General features: G+C 44.0%; 14 protein-coding genes. 11 read left to right on the forward strand and 3 right to left on the reverse strand.

Annotated features, from left to right (window positions below; all coding sequences use genetic code 11):
* The first annotated feature begins 14 nt into the window (after positions 1-14).
* The 5 genes from ACOOFG_RS05650 (at position 15) to ACOOFG_RS05670 (ending at position 5,089) form a co-directional block, all read left to right on the forward strand.
* Positions 15-2,174, forward strand: coding sequence for an NfeD family protein (locus ACOOFG_RS05650; RefSeq protein ID WP_420420500.1), 2,160 nt, complete (start codon positions 15-17; stop codon positions 2,172-2,174).
* 2 nt (positions 2,175-2,176) lie between these two features.
* Positions 2,177-2,647, forward strand: coding sequence for an NfeD family protein (locus ACOOFG_RS05655; protein WP_420420501.1), 471 nt, complete (start codon positions 2,177-2,179; stop codon positions 2,645-2,647).
* Positions 2,644-3,684 (forward strand): flotillin-like protein FloA, encoded by a 1,041-nt coding sequence (gene floA, locus ACOOFG_RS05660; protein WP_420420502.1) that lies wholly within the window; start codon positions 2,644-2,646, stop codon positions 3,682-3,684. The genes ACOOFG_RS05655 and floA overlap by 4 nt, the downstream gene beginning before the upstream one ends.
* Positions 3,644-4,039, forward strand: a complete 396-nt coding sequence (locus ACOOFG_RS05665) for a hypothetical protein (RefSeq protein WP_420420503.1) — start codon at positions 3,644-3,646, stop codon at positions 4,037-4,039. Before floA ends, ACOOFG_RS05665 begins: the two co-directional genes overlap by 41 nt.
* Positions 4,040-4,105: 66 nt before the next feature.
* Positions 4,106-5,089: a hypothetical protein gene (locus tag ACOOFG_RS05670; RefSeq protein WP_420420504.1), complete on the forward strand. Its 984-nt coding sequence runs from the start codon at positions 4,106-4,108 to the stop codon at positions 5,087-5,089.
* A gap of 243 nt (positions 5,090-5,332) precedes the next feature.
* On the opposite strand, the gene ACOOFG_RS05675 is transcribed toward ACOOFG_RS05670, so the two are convergent.
* The gene (locus ACOOFG_RS05675) at positions 5,333-5,854 is read right to left on the reverse strand and encodes a flagellar biosynthetic protein FliO (RefSeq protein WP_420420505.1); all 522 of its coding nucleotides are present in this window, start codon (positions 5,852-5,854) and stop codon (positions 5,333-5,335) included.
* Positions 5,855-5,923: 69 nt separating this feature from the next.
* Here ACOOFG_RS05675 and ACOOFG_RS05680 point away from each other — a divergent pair, with 69 nt between their 5' ends.
* Together ACOOFG_RS05680 and ACOOFG_RS05685 are read left to right on the forward strand one after the other, a co-directional pair.
* Positions 5,924-6,757: an HAD-IIB family hydrolase gene (locus ACOOFG_RS05680; RefSeq protein WP_420420506.1), complete on the forward strand. Its 834-nt coding sequence runs from the start codon at positions 5,924-5,926 to the stop codon at positions 6,755-6,757.
* Positions 6,757-7,950: a hypothetical protein gene (locus ACOOFG_RS05685; protein ID WP_420420507.1), complete on the forward strand. Its 1,194-nt coding sequence runs from the start codon at positions 6,757-6,759 to the stop codon at positions 7,948-7,950. The genes ACOOFG_RS05680 and ACOOFG_RS05685 overlap by 1 nt, the downstream gene beginning before the upstream one ends.
* On the opposite strand, the gene ACOOFG_RS05690 is transcribed toward ACOOFG_RS05685, so the two are convergent.
* Positions 7,936-8,865 (reverse strand): enoyl-[acyl-carrier-protein] reductase, encoded by a 930-nt coding sequence (locus ACOOFG_RS05690; RefSeq protein WP_420420508.1) that lies wholly within the window; start codon positions 8,863-8,865, stop codon positions 7,936-7,938. The genes ACOOFG_RS05685 and ACOOFG_RS05690 overlap by 15 nt on opposite strands.
* A 153-nt stretch (positions 8,866-9,018) precedes the next feature.
* On the opposite strand from ACOOFG_RS05690, the gene ACOOFG_RS05695 reads away from it, so the two are divergent.
* Positions 9,019-11,262, forward strand: coding sequence for a gamma-glutamyl-gamma-aminobutyrate hydrolase family protein (locus ACOOFG_RS05695; protein ID WP_420420509.1), 2,244 nt, complete (start codon positions 9,019-9,021; stop codon positions 11,260-11,262).
* Between the two features lie 181 nt (positions 11,263-11,443).
* On the opposite strand, the gene ACOOFG_RS05700 is transcribed toward ACOOFG_RS05695, so the two are convergent.
* The gene (locus ACOOFG_RS05700; RefSeq protein ID WP_420420510.1) at positions 11,444-11,953 is read right to left on the reverse strand and encodes a hypothetical protein; all 510 of its coding nucleotides are present in this window, start codon (positions 11,951-11,953) and stop codon (positions 11,444-11,446) included.
* Between the two features lie 337 nt (positions 11,954-12,290).
* Here ACOOFG_RS05700 and holA point away from each other — a divergent pair, with 337 nt between their 5' ends.
* From holA to msrB, 3 genes are read left to right on the forward strand one after another with little or no spacing between them, the layout of a single operon-like run.
* On the forward strand, positions 12,291-13,280 hold the full coding sequence (gene holA / locus ACOOFG_RS05705) for a DNA polymerase III subunit delta (protein ID WP_420420511.1): 990 nt from the start codon (positions 12,291-12,293) through the stop codon (positions 13,278-13,280).
* Complete coding sequence (locus tag ACOOFG_RS05710; protein ID WP_420420512.1) at positions 13,273-13,986, forward strand: SAM-dependent methyltransferase; 714 nt, start codon at positions 13,273-13,275, stop codon at positions 13,984-13,986. Before holA ends, ACOOFG_RS05710 begins: the two co-directional genes overlap by 8 nt.
* The gene (gene msrB, locus ACOOFG_RS05715; RefSeq protein ID WP_420420513.1) at positions 13,979-14,362 is read left to right on the forward strand and encodes a peptide-methionine (R)-S-oxide reductase MsrB; all 384 of its coding nucleotides are present in this window, start codon (positions 13,979-13,981) and stop codon (positions 14,360-14,362) included. The genes ACOOFG_RS05710 and msrB overlap by 8 nt, the downstream gene beginning before the upstream one ends.
* The last annotated feature ends 66 nt before the right edge of the window (positions 14,363-14,428 follow it).

Here is a 14,428-nt window from a genome sequence, read left to right on the forward strand (position 1 = left end):
TGATTTGTGGAGCCTTGCAAGCACGAGAAGATGTTCTCGTTGTGAATGGGTATCTAGGTCATGAAGAAATGGGTCCGGTATTCAAAGAAGTCGAAAAAATCAAAGAGACTGTAGGTGGCAAAGTCATCGTTCAACTTTCCTCTTCTTCTGGCGATTTCCAAGAAGTTTTTAGTTTTGCCCAAAACCTATTTGAACTGCGGAATAATAATGACAAATTGATCGTCGTTTATATCCAAGGACGTGCTGTTGGACCTGCAGCGATCATTCCGTTTGTGGCAGATGAACTTCTCGTGACCCCATATGTCGCATGGGGGGATATTCCTTATGGAGTCCATTACGAAATGAATTGGGAACGCGCCCGAAGCATGGTGAAGGGACTCATCAATCAGAGCTTGGAACGAGCACCAGTACTAGTGCAGCTCGCCGATGCCATGATTGATCCCCATCATCAGCTCATTTACGAGAGAGGGAAACCCATCATTGAAAGGGAAGGATCTAAGAATTTTGAGCCCCTGATTTTAAATTTAAAGGGAATGCAATCCTTAGGTCTCGTCAGCCTTGTCATTACAGACAAGGAATTTGAAGCCAATTACTTTCCTGACAAGAGTGCAAAAGATATCGCTCACCTTTACAAAGGAATTGTGACCGATTATGTCACGCCTGCTGAGTTGCAGACCAAAATGAAAAAGCATATTCACTATAGCGAAACAGAGGAAAATCTCATTGGGTATTTGCAGCTTTCTACTGATCACCCTATTCGTCAATCCACTTACCTATATTTTAAGTTTGCTCTAGAAGAATTTAAAAAACGAAAAGTTCGCTTTGTTGTGATCAATGTCGATACACCTGGAGGGGAAGTTCTTTCCTCACTAAAAATTGTCGACCTGCTCCAAAAGATGGACTTGGAATATGGAATTCCCATCATTGCCTACATCGATGATTGGGCAGTTTCAGCAGGTGCCATGATTGCTTATGCCTGCCGCTTTATTTTTGTGAACCCAAGCTCGTTGATGGGGGCTGCAGAACCGGTTCTAGCAAAAGAGGGTGCCATGGAGACGGCTCCTGAAAAAGTCAACTCCGCCTTGCGCGCTGAATTTTCAAATTTAGCTAACTTCTATGGACGTAACGAACTTTTGGCTCAGGGGATGGTGGATAAGGATATGATTCTCGTCATCCGCAACCACCAAATTGTAAAATTAGATAGTGAAACGCAGATTCGCTCAGGAGGGTCAAATCCCGATATCCTCATCTCAGGGCGTGGAAAGTTACTCACTTTGAATGCCAAACAGCTGATTGACCTAGGGGTTGCTGATTACAAAGTGGACCATTCAGTGACCTATTTGGAAAAGTTGGAAGATAACGCACTCAGTTGGCCCGCGAAAAAGTCTCCCGTTTTTGAGCAGCCTTACCTCAAAAATATCCCTCATGCTGTCATGATTAGCTTTGAAGATTGGCGGATCACTTTTTTCACAGTTCTTTCCAATCCGATCATCATGTCGCTTCTCTTTATTGGGCTTGTGATTGGATTTTATATTGAGATTAATACGCCTGGATTTGGCATTCCCGGTTCTATTGGGCTGGCGTGTCTTGCTTTAATCCTACTGGCGAGTTTTTCTGTAGAAGCGATCCATTGGATTGAACTGATCATTTTAGGGGCTGGGCTCATTTTGCTGATGATCGAACTCTTTGTGATTCCGGGATTCGGAGTAGTTGGAATTCTTGGGATTATTTTGACGATTATAGGTCTTTTTGCTTTAATGTTACCGGGAATCGATAAGTTGAACTTCTTTCACTGGGATAGTTTTCAACTCATCGGAGCGGTATTTTTAGAACGGTTAGCATGGCTATCAGCGGCGTTGATTCTCTCAATCGTCTTGATTATCTTGCTGGCTCGCTTTTATTCACACCGCTTCTTTAGATTTTCCAAATTTGTGTTGCATGGTGAGCAGGAGGGATTCGTCGCTGGAATTCCTCGCGAACTCATGCCAGAAGAAGGTGAGCTTGGTGAGACGGTCACCCCATTGCGCCCCTCAGGAAAGGTGCACATAGGAGAACATCTCTATGATGCTATGGCGCAAACAGGGTATCTTGAGAAAAACATGGCAATTGAAGTCGTGCGTGTCGAAGGGAGCCGTCTGATCGTGCGCCCTGTTGAGCTTAAAGGAAAAAAATAAGCATGCTTGTTGCCATTGGACTTGGGATCATTGGTCTCATTTTAATTTACTTCGAATTCTTTGTACCCGGAGGAATCCTCGGTACGATGGGAGGTCTCTTTCTCGCTGCAGGCCTTTTTCTTAGCATTTGGGAACAAACTTCTCTCATTTATGCCCTCTTTTATGTCGTTGGGGTGATTGTGTTTCTCGTCTTGACCATCCGGCTTGCTCTATGGAAGGTCAAACGGACATGCCATAAGAGCCATCTCTATCTCGCGGATGATCAAGAAGGGTATGTTGCTTCTACATATGACAAAGAACTTGTTGAGAAGGTTGGAGAGGCATTGACGTCGCTCAGACCTTCTGGACGCATCAAAGTTGAGGGGAAGCCGTATCAAGCTGTTTCGGAAAGCGGCTTCATCAAGAAAGGATCAAAAATTAAAATCATCGGCGGTGAAGGGGCCCGATTTATCGTTAAGGAGGAAGACTCATGATAGCTGAAACTGGTCTCTCAATAGGACTTTATGTTCTGATTTTTGTTTTTGCACTGATTTTTCTGATTTTCTTTTTCATCATTGCAAAGTACGTCAAGCTTTGGTTTCAGGCGTTTGTTTCTGGAACACCCATTAACCTATTTAATATTGTCGGAATGAGTTTGAGGAAAATTCCTCCTCAAATCATTGTCAATGCCCGGATCAACTCCTATAAAGCAGGGTTGAAAGGGATCTCGGTTGCAGATCTTGAAACTCACTACTTAGCTGGTGGAAGGGTTCTTGAAGTTGTCCGCGCGATGATTGCGGCTGACAAAGCCAACATCCCTCTAGATTGGAGACAAGCAACAGCCATTGATCTAGCTGGGCGTGATATCCTCGATGCCGTTCGCACCTCGGTGAATCCGAAGGTGATCGATTGCCCAAGTTCTGATCCTTCGATGTACATCACGGCAGTGGCAAAAGATGGAGTGCAGCTTCTTTGCCGCGCTCGTGTCACAGTTCGGACGAACATTAAGCAGCTTGTTGGAGGAGCCACTGAAGAAACAGTGATTGCTCGAGTAGGCGAGGGGATTGTCAATGCAATTGGAGCCTCAGCTACACATGCCGATGTTTTAGAAGCGCCACAAATGATCACCCAGCTTGTCCTTGATAAGGGACTCGATGCTCAAACCGCCTTTGAAATTCTCTCAATTGACATTGCCGATATCAGTGTTGGAGAAAACATTGGGGCGAAACTGCGCGCAGATCGCGCGGAGTCAGACAAGCGCATTGCTCAAGCAAAGGCTGAAGAAAGACGCGCAATGGCTGTTGCTGCAGAGCAAGAAAACATCGCTAAAGTGACCAACATGCGCTCGCTTGTTGTAGAAGCTGAAGCGCAGATTCCTAAAGCGATTGCAGCGGCCTTCCAATCTGGAAATCTGGGGATTTTAGATTATTACCGCATGAAAAATATCCAATCAGATACCCGGATGCGCAACTCCTTAGCAGGAGATGAGCATGACAACCAAGATGGAGGGCAGGACGATCTCAAACGGTGATTTTGAAGGGCTGTTTCCCTTCTTTATTCTCCTTTTGGTTGGACTTATTCGCTTGCTGAAAGCAAAGAAAAAGAAAGAGTCTACTCAAAGTGCGCCTCCTCCTCAGAGGAGGCCGGCTCAACCTGCACCAGCTCCTTCACCTCCAAAGCGAACTTCAGTACCCAATCCAGCTCAACTGCGCCGAGAGGTTCCTGTCGAGCCTCCTGAACCAGCATACAATTCTTTGCAGGTCAAAAGAGATGAACACTTTTGGCGCAAAGAGAAGAAAGCTCGTGTCCAAACACTCGTTGAGTCAACAGGAAATAAGCGCAAAATGTTTCTTTTATCTGAAATTTTACGTACTCCGCACTTCTGATTGTTTTGCTTTGCTTTTTTTAGCTTAATTTTATAGCATTTCTTACAAATTTCTTTTGGTGGACATATGAAAACGAGTAGTTTAACGACAGCATTTACGCGAGTGATTGATGACAAGCGCTATCTTGGGATTGACGAATCTGATATGGAAGTCAGAGGTCGATTTCAATTCTTTACTGCAAATAGAAGAGCCCCAAATGGCGAACTCTATCAAGTTGAGCGGCCGGATAGAACGAAGCAACCGGCATATTACTATTGCATGGAAGATCAGGCGACCAATGAAGTATACATTGCGCATCCTGCTGAATCGTTGCCTAAGTACTTTGTCGGCGCAGGGCTTGGCGCGATTCCTATGACATTTGGAACCGTTGCCTGGAATATCGGAATGATTTTTGTCACAGCAGTGTGTTCCCTTTTTGAAATCTTCAAAGATATTTACCCTACTCGACACGATGGAGATGTGACAGAAGGGCTTTTAGATCGATTGAAAAATAAAGTCCTTGAAAACTATCAGGAAGTGAAAAACCGTTTCACATGGTCTAAAACCTCGATTGAATATGGAGTTGCGATCGGAGCGGCAGCCCTTAACGCGCTAATGAATTACAATGACGAACAAACTCTATTTGAGATGAAAGTTGTAATTGCGCGCATCGAGTTTTTGTGGAATCGAAAAAAGAACTTTCATAAATCAGCCCTAGTTCAACTCAACAATTTTAACACTGAACTAGCAGCAAGAATGAAAAAAGATCCTGATTCCAATCGCGTTGATGTGTCACTTGAGTTATTCAAAGAAATTCAGTGGAGCACTTTTTTCTCAGTGGGATATATCATGCAATGTTTTCAGAGCCGAGGAAGTAAAAACGACGAAGTTTTTACAACTGAGAGGTCTGGGTTGAGAGTGGATGTAGAACATGGGCGTGTGGAAGCACCGAAGGATCATCTGAAGCGGAAGCCTGTTTTTGAGGTTTGCACTGGAAGCCTAAAAAAGAGCTACAAAGAATACGCAGAGTACATGGATAAAGAGACTCCCAGCTGGAGAGTCGGCTTCTAATACCATTTCGGAAAAATAAATTACAGAATTAGCGCAGAAGTTTTCGAGGGAAAATTCAGTTTGGAGATTGATGCTAACCACTTGTTGGTTAGCGAAATCGAAAACTCAATTTTAACCGAAAAAAGTCCAGCTATATTCACTAAGTTATTTTTCCGAAATGGTATAAATATTGTTATTCTACAAATGGCTAGCTGACACTATCTAAACGCTGTGATCTTATTCGGTATAGAAGTTTGATGGCTTTTAAAGGTCTTTGTCGGTTCCTATCCAATCAAGTGTTGCCACATTTTTGACTTGCAGTTGAGATTCTGCTAAGAGCACTTGTTTACCTCCCACCTCAACTAGATAAAGCATTGACTTGGGGCTTAGAGGACGCTTTTCAAGAATTTTGATGGATTTCATGTAATTGAACGAGCGGAGCCGTCCGTGAGAAATCTTCTTAAACATCCAGACAGTTAAAATTACCAAAACAAGCAATCCTACTAAAACGACAATTGTTTTAATGAATGCTGTTTCGACCGACTCGGTGGCTTTTTTGATATCACTCTCATCAGGTTGGTCTTCTGCTTCCTCTGAGGGAACGGCTTTATCGTCATGATCAACAGGTTTGTCTGGGTTAGGGGCCTGTTTGGGCTTGGATGGATCCTGGGGTGTATCTTTTTGATCAGCCACTAATGTTTGTTGAAAACCTTGCGTGGGTTCTTCGGCGCCTTGCAATGGAGCCCAAAGAAGAAGGAGAAAAAGAAAATATTGATACCACTTCATAAGCTACATTTTGACCCCTTCTGTTTTTCCCGTCTAGAGTTTTTTCTGCGCTTCCGTTAAAATGGACTCATGATGAAAGGAACAATCGCATTAGATATTGATGGGACGATCACAGCTAAAGATCATATGATCCCCGATCGTGTCGCAGCTTATTTTGAAACCCTCCATCGAGAAGGGTGGAAGTTCGTTTTGGTGACAGGACGGATCTTCTCTTTTGCTATGACGACACTGACCAAATTGAATTTTCCGTTTTTACTCGGCGTTCAAAATGGAGCTGATTTGCTCATCATGCCAGAAAGAAAGCGCATCAAGCAAAACTATCTCAAGCTTGACGTCTTGAAACTGCTAGATGAGCTCTATGAAACCGAGCAAGGTGATTTTATCGTCTATGCAGGGTATGACAAAGGAGACTTTTGCTATTACCGTCCTGCTAAGCACTCTCCTCGAATGCTGAGTTATCTAGACAAGTTAACGCGTCTTTGCGCTGAGCCTTGGCAAGCAGTTGAGACTTTTGACCTGCATCAGCAAAGCACGTTTCCTTTGATTAAATGTTTTGGAACGCAAGCAGCATGTGAAGCGATCGAAGAGAAATTAAATTCGATCGAGGGGATTCAGACGAGCGTGATCAACGATCCCATTGACCGGTCACTCTATTTGGTCCTCGTAACCCACGCCAATGCCAATAAAGGGGCTGCTGTCAAAGATTTTATGAAGGAGTTCTCACTTCCGCACCCGTTAATTACTGGAGGAGATGACAATAATGACATCCCACTTCTCCGAGTCGGGGACACACGGATTGCGATGGATGGTGCGCCAGAGGCTCTGCAAAACCTTGCTGATATCATTGCGCCTCCAGCTGATCAAGGTGGAATCGTTGAAGCACTTAAAGAGGCGATGTCATAATGAAAGCATTAGAAGTGGCTTATGAAAAGCAAAGCTCCCAAACGGGATTTCTCCACCGAGAAGATTTCATTCCTCTTTACGAAAATCTCTGCTTTGCTCTTGCTCTTTTCCGTACTCATGTTGGGCAGCAAGTTGAAGAAGGAAAAGTGCTCTTGAAGCGCCTGTTTGGATTTTTCTCAGATGGATTTTCCCTCTACTTTCATGAATATCCCGAAAAAGGAACTCCAAGTCATCAAATCCGTTGCGCTTTGCCTCTGCATTACTTGCTGCAAAAATATCACCATGTGATCGAACCTCCGCTTAAGCAAGAGCTATCCCAGATTTACAAAACCTTACTTGCGCAGGAAGTGACTTCACCTCTGTACCAAATCCTGCAAAAAGCGATGCAAGGAGAAGAAATCCCAACGTATGTTCCTCAATTTTCCCATGAATGGGGACTTCTTTTACTGGCCTACCAAATTCTGGAAGAAAAGCCGAACTGGATTCTCGAAGAGGCTCTAGCTCGTTGGCATCCCCAGCTCATGGTTTACTCAGGCGAGCCTATCCAAGAGTACCAGCGGGCGGGAAGGCCGGAGCTCACTTTGTATGATCTCTTCATGGCAGAGCATGGCCAAGTGATGTCAAAACGGATCGCTCAAGCTCACTCGATTCATATTCAAGGGGCTCTTGTCTTTCCATTTGAAGAGAAAAAAACTGTGACTCCACCATCTTCTTTTCAAGTGCTCACACAAAATTCAGAGTGGCATGCCAAAGGGTTTCACCTCATGCGTTATCTTTGGGGTAATGAAGAGCAGCTTCACTCTCTCGTTTGCCAATCCCACATGCAGCTCCAAAAAAATGGAGACCGACTTGACTTTACCTATCCAGTCGAGGTTCCTAATGAAAAAGAACGGATGGAGCTGACACTTTTTACGGAATACGACACCGACGTGGAGATTTTTGTCGACGGGAAGAAACAAACTGTCTTCTACTTCGGAGAGACGATTGAGATTAAAACAAATAAAAAAACGATGAAGCTCATTTTCTCGTTAGAAAAAGGCGAGGGAAATTTCATGGGACACATCAATCGAGGCAATCGGCCTGCGCAAATGGCAACAAATGGTCCTAAAGATTTCACTTCTTATGATTGGAAAATCGGTCTGCGGTCCTTAGACCGCACACCAGAAACTGTCATTGGTTTACGCGTTTTGTAGCGCTTCTTCCGTTGAGTCTTCTTTGAGAGAAGGGCTGTCTACTGCAACACCCATCGCATGCAATCCATTATCGACGTACAAGGTGACACCTGTAATGGCAGACGCATGAGGGGAGAGTAAGAAACATCCGGTTTTACCCACTTCTTCAGCCTTCAGCTCTTTTGATAGAGGAGCATTTTGGTGGGCATATTCGATCATTTTTCCAATGAATCCAATGGCACGTGCTGCGCGGCTTCCTAAAGCTCCAGCTGAAATAGCGTTGACTCGGATACCCCATTTTCGCCCCACTTCCCATGTAAGGGTACGCGTGTCACTTTCAAGAGCGGCTTTTGCTGAGCTCATGCCGCCACCGTAACCAGGAACAGCGCGCTCAGATGCCAAATAAGTCAGGTTGAGAGCTGAACTGCCAGGAGGCATGAAAGGACCAAAGAATTTCACGAGGCTGACAAACGAGTAAGCAGAAGAGCTCATCGCTGCGAGGTAACCTTCTCGTGAAGTTTCAAGCAGAGGCTTTTTCACTTCTGGAGCATTTGCTAAAGAGTGAACGAGAATGTCGATTTGTCCAAAGTCTTTTTCAACGGCTGCTGCCACTTCTGACAGAGTGTAGCCACTGTAGGCTTTGTACCGTTTGTTTTCCCGAATCTCTTCAGGCACATCATCGAGGGTATCAAATGAGGCATCCATTGGGTAAACCTTCGCAAAGTTCATGAGAGACCCGTCAGAGAGTTGACGCGACTCATCAAACTTTCCAGCATCCCATGAGGTAGTAAAAATTTTATAAATAGGGGCCCAGGTGCCAACAATGATTTCAGCGCCTGCTTCAGCTAGGGCTTTTGCAATGGCCCAGCCGTAACCTTGATCATCCCCAATTCCAGCAACAAAGGCTTTTTTTCCCTTCAGATCCATTCCTAGCATCGTGAGTACCTCATTTTTTAAAAAAGGAAATCATAACACTAACTGCCACAATCTGCAATCTCAATTCTCCCTTATCAATAATATTATTCAATAGGGGGCTTTTATTTTCGTCTTAGGTATAATCTTCGCATTAATTTTATTTGTGAGGAAAAAATGACAAACTTCGTTTCAAATGTTGATGTGAACCGACGCCCCGACCCCATTTTTAGTCGTGTCGACTTTATCTCTTCAGAAAACCTTAAACGTATTGCTCTCATTGCCATTCCATTTCTTAGCTTGCACCAAGGAATGGCAACAGCAATTTCATTAGGCTCAGCAGCGGGGCAGGTCTATCAACACATGCAAGAAGAAACGCCCAATGTGAAGAAAATTGCGACCCTTGTTGCTTCAGCGACTCTTTTCTTCTTTAACCCTACGCTTGGGCTTTTCCTCACTCATGGCGCAACGCTCTCTATGGATATCGCGCAGATTGCATGCGACGTCTTTGATGGAAAAACTGAGTCGATCTTCGATCGTGGAGAGCGAATCCTTTCAACAGTGGTCTATCTGGCTTCAGCTTACTACGGGACATCGCTTCTCATCACTGTGTCCCTTCTCTTCCAAGCTTACAAAGAATTCCGTGAGGCCCTAGCCGAGCATAAAGAGGGACGTTACCTCGAAATGGCTGCCAAAGTCTTCATGGGAGTGATCCGAAGTTCAAAAGCTAGAAACCAAGCCATCGAATTCTATCGCGAGAAGTTTGGAAAAGACATGACCCAAAACGATTGGGATAAGGTTGTAGAGGAGTTGAAACAACGGATCGAAGATCGTAAAGACTCTGGAGAAAAGCTCGAGCAGCCTTTTATTACTCAGTCTGCATGGAATTTAATCAAAGACTGTCTGTGGGGAGCAAGTGATTTTGAAGCGCTTTTAAATGAGCATAACTTTCGCCGCGAAATTAAAGGACTTCAGATAGGGGCTCAGCAATTCGATGACATGACGTTTCGCAACATTTCATTTGTGGGATGTCAAATGAAAGGTGCGAACTTTGATGAAGCGATGCTCGAAGACGTCCGCTTTGATCAGTGTATGTTGCACAATGCTTCTTTTATCGAAACAGTGATGAACAGAGTTTTTGTCTCAAACTGTGATCTTTCTAATGCGAATTTTTTCCAAGCTAGAATGAGTCACTGTTCCTTCCTTCAGTCAGACTTGAGTCGGACATGCTTCAATGAAAGCCTACTAAAGGGTGTTGAAATTGTCTCTTCAAAACTCTTTGGAGCGAACTTTCTCAAGTCTGATGTCCAGAAAACTGTCATGAAAACATGTGACTTAACCGATGTATTACTCGTCGATGCCAAAGATAAATTCACTTATGAAAACTGCACAGCGCATCGAATCACGCGACCAGTGATTGCACTAGGATGGTCATTTGATGGCTATTCCTGGGCCTGTGATGTCAATGAGGCACTGGAGAGGCGTGGAGCACTAGTCTTAAAGCATCCTTTCCATGTTACAGGTATCTCACAAGGTTTGTCATCAGAAGTACATGACGGGATTGCAGCTTACGAAGACCGAAATCTCAGTATTCCGCAGCACCTCATGACAAATGGTCCATGGGGCTCTGAAACGCAGAAAATTCAGGATGAAGCAAAGCTTATTGCAGACTATGCAGATGGAGCAATCATCCCTGGCGGAGCTGATGTTGAAAGAGAGTTTTACATTCCAGGGTCTGCTTTCTACCGCCCTTATCATTCCTACGAGAAAAGTATGAAAGAGTATGCAATCATTCACGAGTTTGTAACGCGCAACAAGCCCCTAATGGGAATTTGTCGCGGAATGCAAATCACCAATACCTATTTTAAAGGTGGGACAATCAAAGATGTGAGCGATCAATTTGATGTACAAAAGCTCGAGATACAGCCGACTAAAGCTGGAGATACTTTCCGAGGAATGTTGGGTGAAGAAATTTTTGGATCGTCAGCACATTCGCAAGCTGTAGATCAAATCGGAGAAGGACTTGAAGTTGCTTTGAAAGTCGATGGTGTGATCAAAGCCGCATTAAGTGAAAATGGTAATGTTTTACTGACCCAATTTCATCCTGAGCATTATATCGAATGCAGCAAAGTTGAAAGTGGTTTAGAAAGTGGAGATTCCGAACTCCAACAAGAGCTATCAATTCAAGGTCTTATATCAATGTACCACGAGGATGGGGTGTTATTGCCAAATGTAAGACTGAATGAAAACAGGCAACTTGAACTTAATCGGCAATCTCTTGAAGAATGGATCCGACGCTATGAAGAAAGCTTAAATGCAGTGATGAAAGGCATTCTTCAACTGAGCAATAATCATAAGATCATTGATTATTTCTTAGGGCGAACAGTCAGCCCAATGGAAACAGCGGCACCAGCGGCATAAACCCCAGAGTGCGATCTATTCCAACCTGCTTGAATTTTTCTTTTCATCCCTCTTCCATATGAAAAATTGGTCCCTACTTTCATCAAGTATGCGGCCAATTTATCATAAGGAACTTTGAGAAGAAAATTGAGAATTCCCTCAGATTCGACTAGGTCGAACTCCGGGGTTAAACGCGGCGGTTTCAACCTTCGGCTGTCAGAAATCTATTTCTTGGGAGCTTGATGATCACCCGCTTCTTTTTAGGAAGCTCGGGGATCTGAACTTGAATTTCAGGCTTCGAAGTGGTCTTCTTTTTGGGGGCCACTTTCTTTTTAGGCGCAGCCTTTTTAGTCGCGACTTTTTTCTTAGGAGCAGCTTTTTTACGCGTGACAACCTTCTTTTTAGGTGCAACCTTTTTCTTTTTGACAACTTTTTTCTTAGCAGCTGTTTTTTTGACCGCTTTCTTTTTAGTCGCGGCTTTTTTCACTACCCGTTTTTTAGGGGCGGTTTTCTTCTGAGTTGTCGTTTTCTTTTTAGCAACTTTTTTCTTGGGAGCAGCTTTTTTGCGAGTCACAGCTTTTTTACGCGTCGCTGTTTTCTTACGCGCAGGAGCCTTTCGAGCAGCTGTTGTTTTCCGTTTAGGAGCAGCAGCTTTCTTACGCTTAGTTGTTTTAGTTGCTTTTTTTCGTTTAAATATATTCTTTAAAACCATGTCTCGAAAATAATTTCATTTAATTTGCAAACATCATACTTTCAATTACGATTAATTTCAAGGTTGGGGAGGGGTTAAATAAATAGCTTGGCAGAGCAAGTCTGCCAAGCAAATTTTCGAATTAAAGGGCGATGTACTGTTTTTTTGATAGTTAGTGGGCTATCCAACCCGCTCCATTAAAAAGTCTGAGAACGCTTTGTTTTTGCAAATCTTAGCTGCATACCCAAGAAACGAAGGTTCCAAAGCCAAAAATCGTTTATGATAAGTGATTGTGAAGTGATAGTGAGAAATACAAGATTGTGCTACCCTTCTTTTTCTTAGTACTTTGTAGGGTATCATGAAGTTCATTAAGACTGAAGCCTTTGAAAAACAATTAGATGAATCACTTCCAGAGCATCCTTCTCCACTTTATGGGGTGGCCCTGGCAGATCCTTTTGAAAGGCAGTTTGTGATCGAAAGACTGATTGAACAAATCGGGGGTGAAGCCCATTGGATGCGGAGCTCAGAAACCTCTCTTTCAGCTTTTATAGAAGAGCTGGATTCTCCCTCACTTTTTGCTTCGAAACGGGTTCTTGTCTATGACGAAGTCGAAAAGCTCAAAAAAGGGGAGTCTATCGAAGTGGCATTGACAGATCTTCCAGATGGCATGCACGTGATTTGCGCGGGAAGCGCGATCCGTTTTTATGAGCCGCTCAAAAAAGAGATGGTCTTGCTCGATCTATCTGGAGAAAAACCCTGGGAACGAACAAGTCGATTGAAGCGTTGGCTCCTTCAAGAAGTGAAACGAGGCGGAAAGACAATGACTGCTGATGCAGCGGCTTACCTTTCAGAGTTTTGCTCAGCCAATTTTGAAGCTCTGATGCAAGAAGTTCAAAAACTCATCACTTATGTGGGCGATGCGCCTGAAATTGACTTGCAAGCTGTCCGCTCGATTGCAACTCTTCAAGTGTCACAAAAAGGGTGGCACCTTTCAGAAGCGATCATTTGGGGAGGGGACATTCACTTTCCGACATTGCACCGCTTAGACGCACAAGAAATCTACTCATTTCTTGGGCAGCTCCGTTATCAATTGCAACTCGGGCTTGTCGTAGCATCTTGTTTGAAAAGAAAAGAAGAACAAATGATCCAGCAAGAGTACCCTAAGCTTCCCCACAAATCTCTGGAAAAATATAAACGACTTGCGCAGACCCTTTCGGTTACCTATTTTAAAGAAGGACTCAAAGACCTCTTCGAACTTGAATTGCAATCAAGAATGAAAGTCGCTAACTTACCTCTTTTGCTCGACCGTTTTATTGCAGGACTTAAAACCCGGATGGCCCATGGTTAAAGGATTGATTTTACTTCCCAATGCACTTGATCCCGCTCTGGATTCAAGTGGATTTGTCACATCTGTTTTATCAGATGTTGTCCCACTTCTAACTGGAATCATTGCAGAAAGTGAAAAAGGTGCCCGTGCCTTTCTCAAACGGTTTACTTATGAAGAGCCCAAAACATTTCGCGATGTGCCCATCCATCTTCTCAATGAGCATTCTTCGAAGGAAGATCTTCAAGACCTTCTCAAACTGCTCCAGGTAGGAGGGAGCTGGGGACTGATTTCTGACTGTGGTCTTCCCGTATTAGCCGATCCCGGAGCGCAACTTGTCCAACTTGCAAGAAAAGAAAACATTCCCGTTCAAGCCTATCCTGGGCCTTCCTCGATCATCTTAGCTTTGATGCTCTCGGGATTATCTGGCCAGGCATTTACTTTTCACGGCTACTTGCCGCGCGAACACAAACCTTTGAAGAATAAAGTTGCACTCATTGAAAAACTCAAAGGGCAATCTCATATCTTTATTGAAGCACCGTACCGAACGGAAAAACTCCTCTCTTTTTTACTCGAACAGCTGGGTGGTGACACGACACTTTGTGTTGCTTGGAACTTGACATTGCCAGATCAAGAAGTCATCGTAAAGAAGGTGAAGGCATGGAAAAAAGAACTCTTGCCTGACTTGAAGAAAAAACCAGCGGTTTTTGTTGTAGGTCGAAATGTTTAAGTTGCCTGATGATGAGTGGAAAGCGAGACTCACTCCAGAGGAGTACAAAGTCCTCAGAAAAAAAGGAACGGAGCAGGCCTTTACTGGAAAGTATTACGATCATCATGAAAAAGGGACTTACTGCTGCGCAGGCTGCGGACAACCTCTTTTTTCGTCGGATGATAAGTTTGATTCAGGTACTGGTTGGCCAAGTTACACCAAGCCCACTTCGCCCGATGCTGTCTCTTATCGAGAAGACCGCTCCCTCTTCAGTGTCCGCGTAGAAGTTCTGTGCAGTAACTGCGAGTCGCACCTAGGGCATGTCTTTGAGGATGGTCCTCCACCCACCGGCAAACGGTATTGCATGAACTCCATTGCCTTGAAATTCAATGAATGATTTCTTCAATACAGGGGAAAACCTTTGATTTTCCCCTTTAGGAGATTGTCAGCTGGTATCACTACT

The organism is Simkania sp. (genome assembly GCF_965215465.1).
Lineage (GTDB): Bacteria > Chlamydiota > Chlamydiia > Chlamydiales > Simkaniaceae > Simkania.

Coding starts and splice junctions, on each gene's coding strand:
- ACOOFG_RS05655 (WP_420420501.1), top strand. CDS start 2,177: ATGCTTGTTGCCATTGGACTTGGGATCATTGGTCTCATTTTAATTTAC.
- floA (WP_420420502.1), top strand. CDS start 2,644: ATGATAGCTGAAACTGGTCTCTCAATAGGACTTTATGTTCTGATTTTT.
- ACOOFG_RS05665 (WP_420420503.1), top strand. CDS start 3,644: ATGACAACCAAGATGGAGGGCAGGACGATCTCAAACGGTGATTTTGAA.
- ACOOFG_RS05670 (WP_420420504.1), top strand. CDS start 4,106: ATGAAAACGAGTAGTTTAACGACAGCATTTACGCGAGTGATTGATGAC.
- ACOOFG_RS05675 (WP_420420505.1), bottom strand. CDS start 5,854: ATGAAGTGGTATCAATATTTTCTTTTTCTCCTTCTTCTTTGGGCTCCA.
- ACOOFG_RS05680 (WP_420420506.1), top strand. CDS start 5,924: ATGATGAAAGGAACAATCGCATTAGATATTGATGGGACGATCACAGCT.
- ACOOFG_RS05685 (WP_420420507.1), top strand. CDS start 6,757: ATGAAAGCATTAGAAGTGGCTTATGAAAAGCAAAGCTCCCAAACGGGA.
- ACOOFG_RS05690 (WP_420420508.1), bottom strand. CDS start 8,865: ATGCTAGGAATGGATCTGAAGGGAAAAAAAGCCTTTGTTGCTGGAATT.
- ACOOFG_RS05695 (WP_420420509.1), top strand. CDS start 9,019: ATGACAAACTTCGTTTCAAATGTTGATGTGAACCGACGCCCCGACCCC.
- ACOOFG_RS05700 (WP_420420510.1), bottom strand. CDS start 11,953: ATGGTTTTAAAGAATATATTTAAACGAAAAAAAGCAACTAAAACAACT.
- holA (WP_420420511.1), top strand. CDS start 12,291: ATGAAGTTCATTAAGACTGAAGCCTTTGAAAAACAATTAGATGAATCA.
- ACOOFG_RS05710 (WP_420420512.1), top strand. CDS start 13,273: ATGGTTAAAGGATTGATTTTACTTCCCAATGCACTTGATCCCGCTCTG.
- msrB (WP_420420513.1), top strand. CDS start 13,979: ATGTTTAAGTTGCCTGATGATGAGTGGAAAGCGAGACTCACTCCAGAG.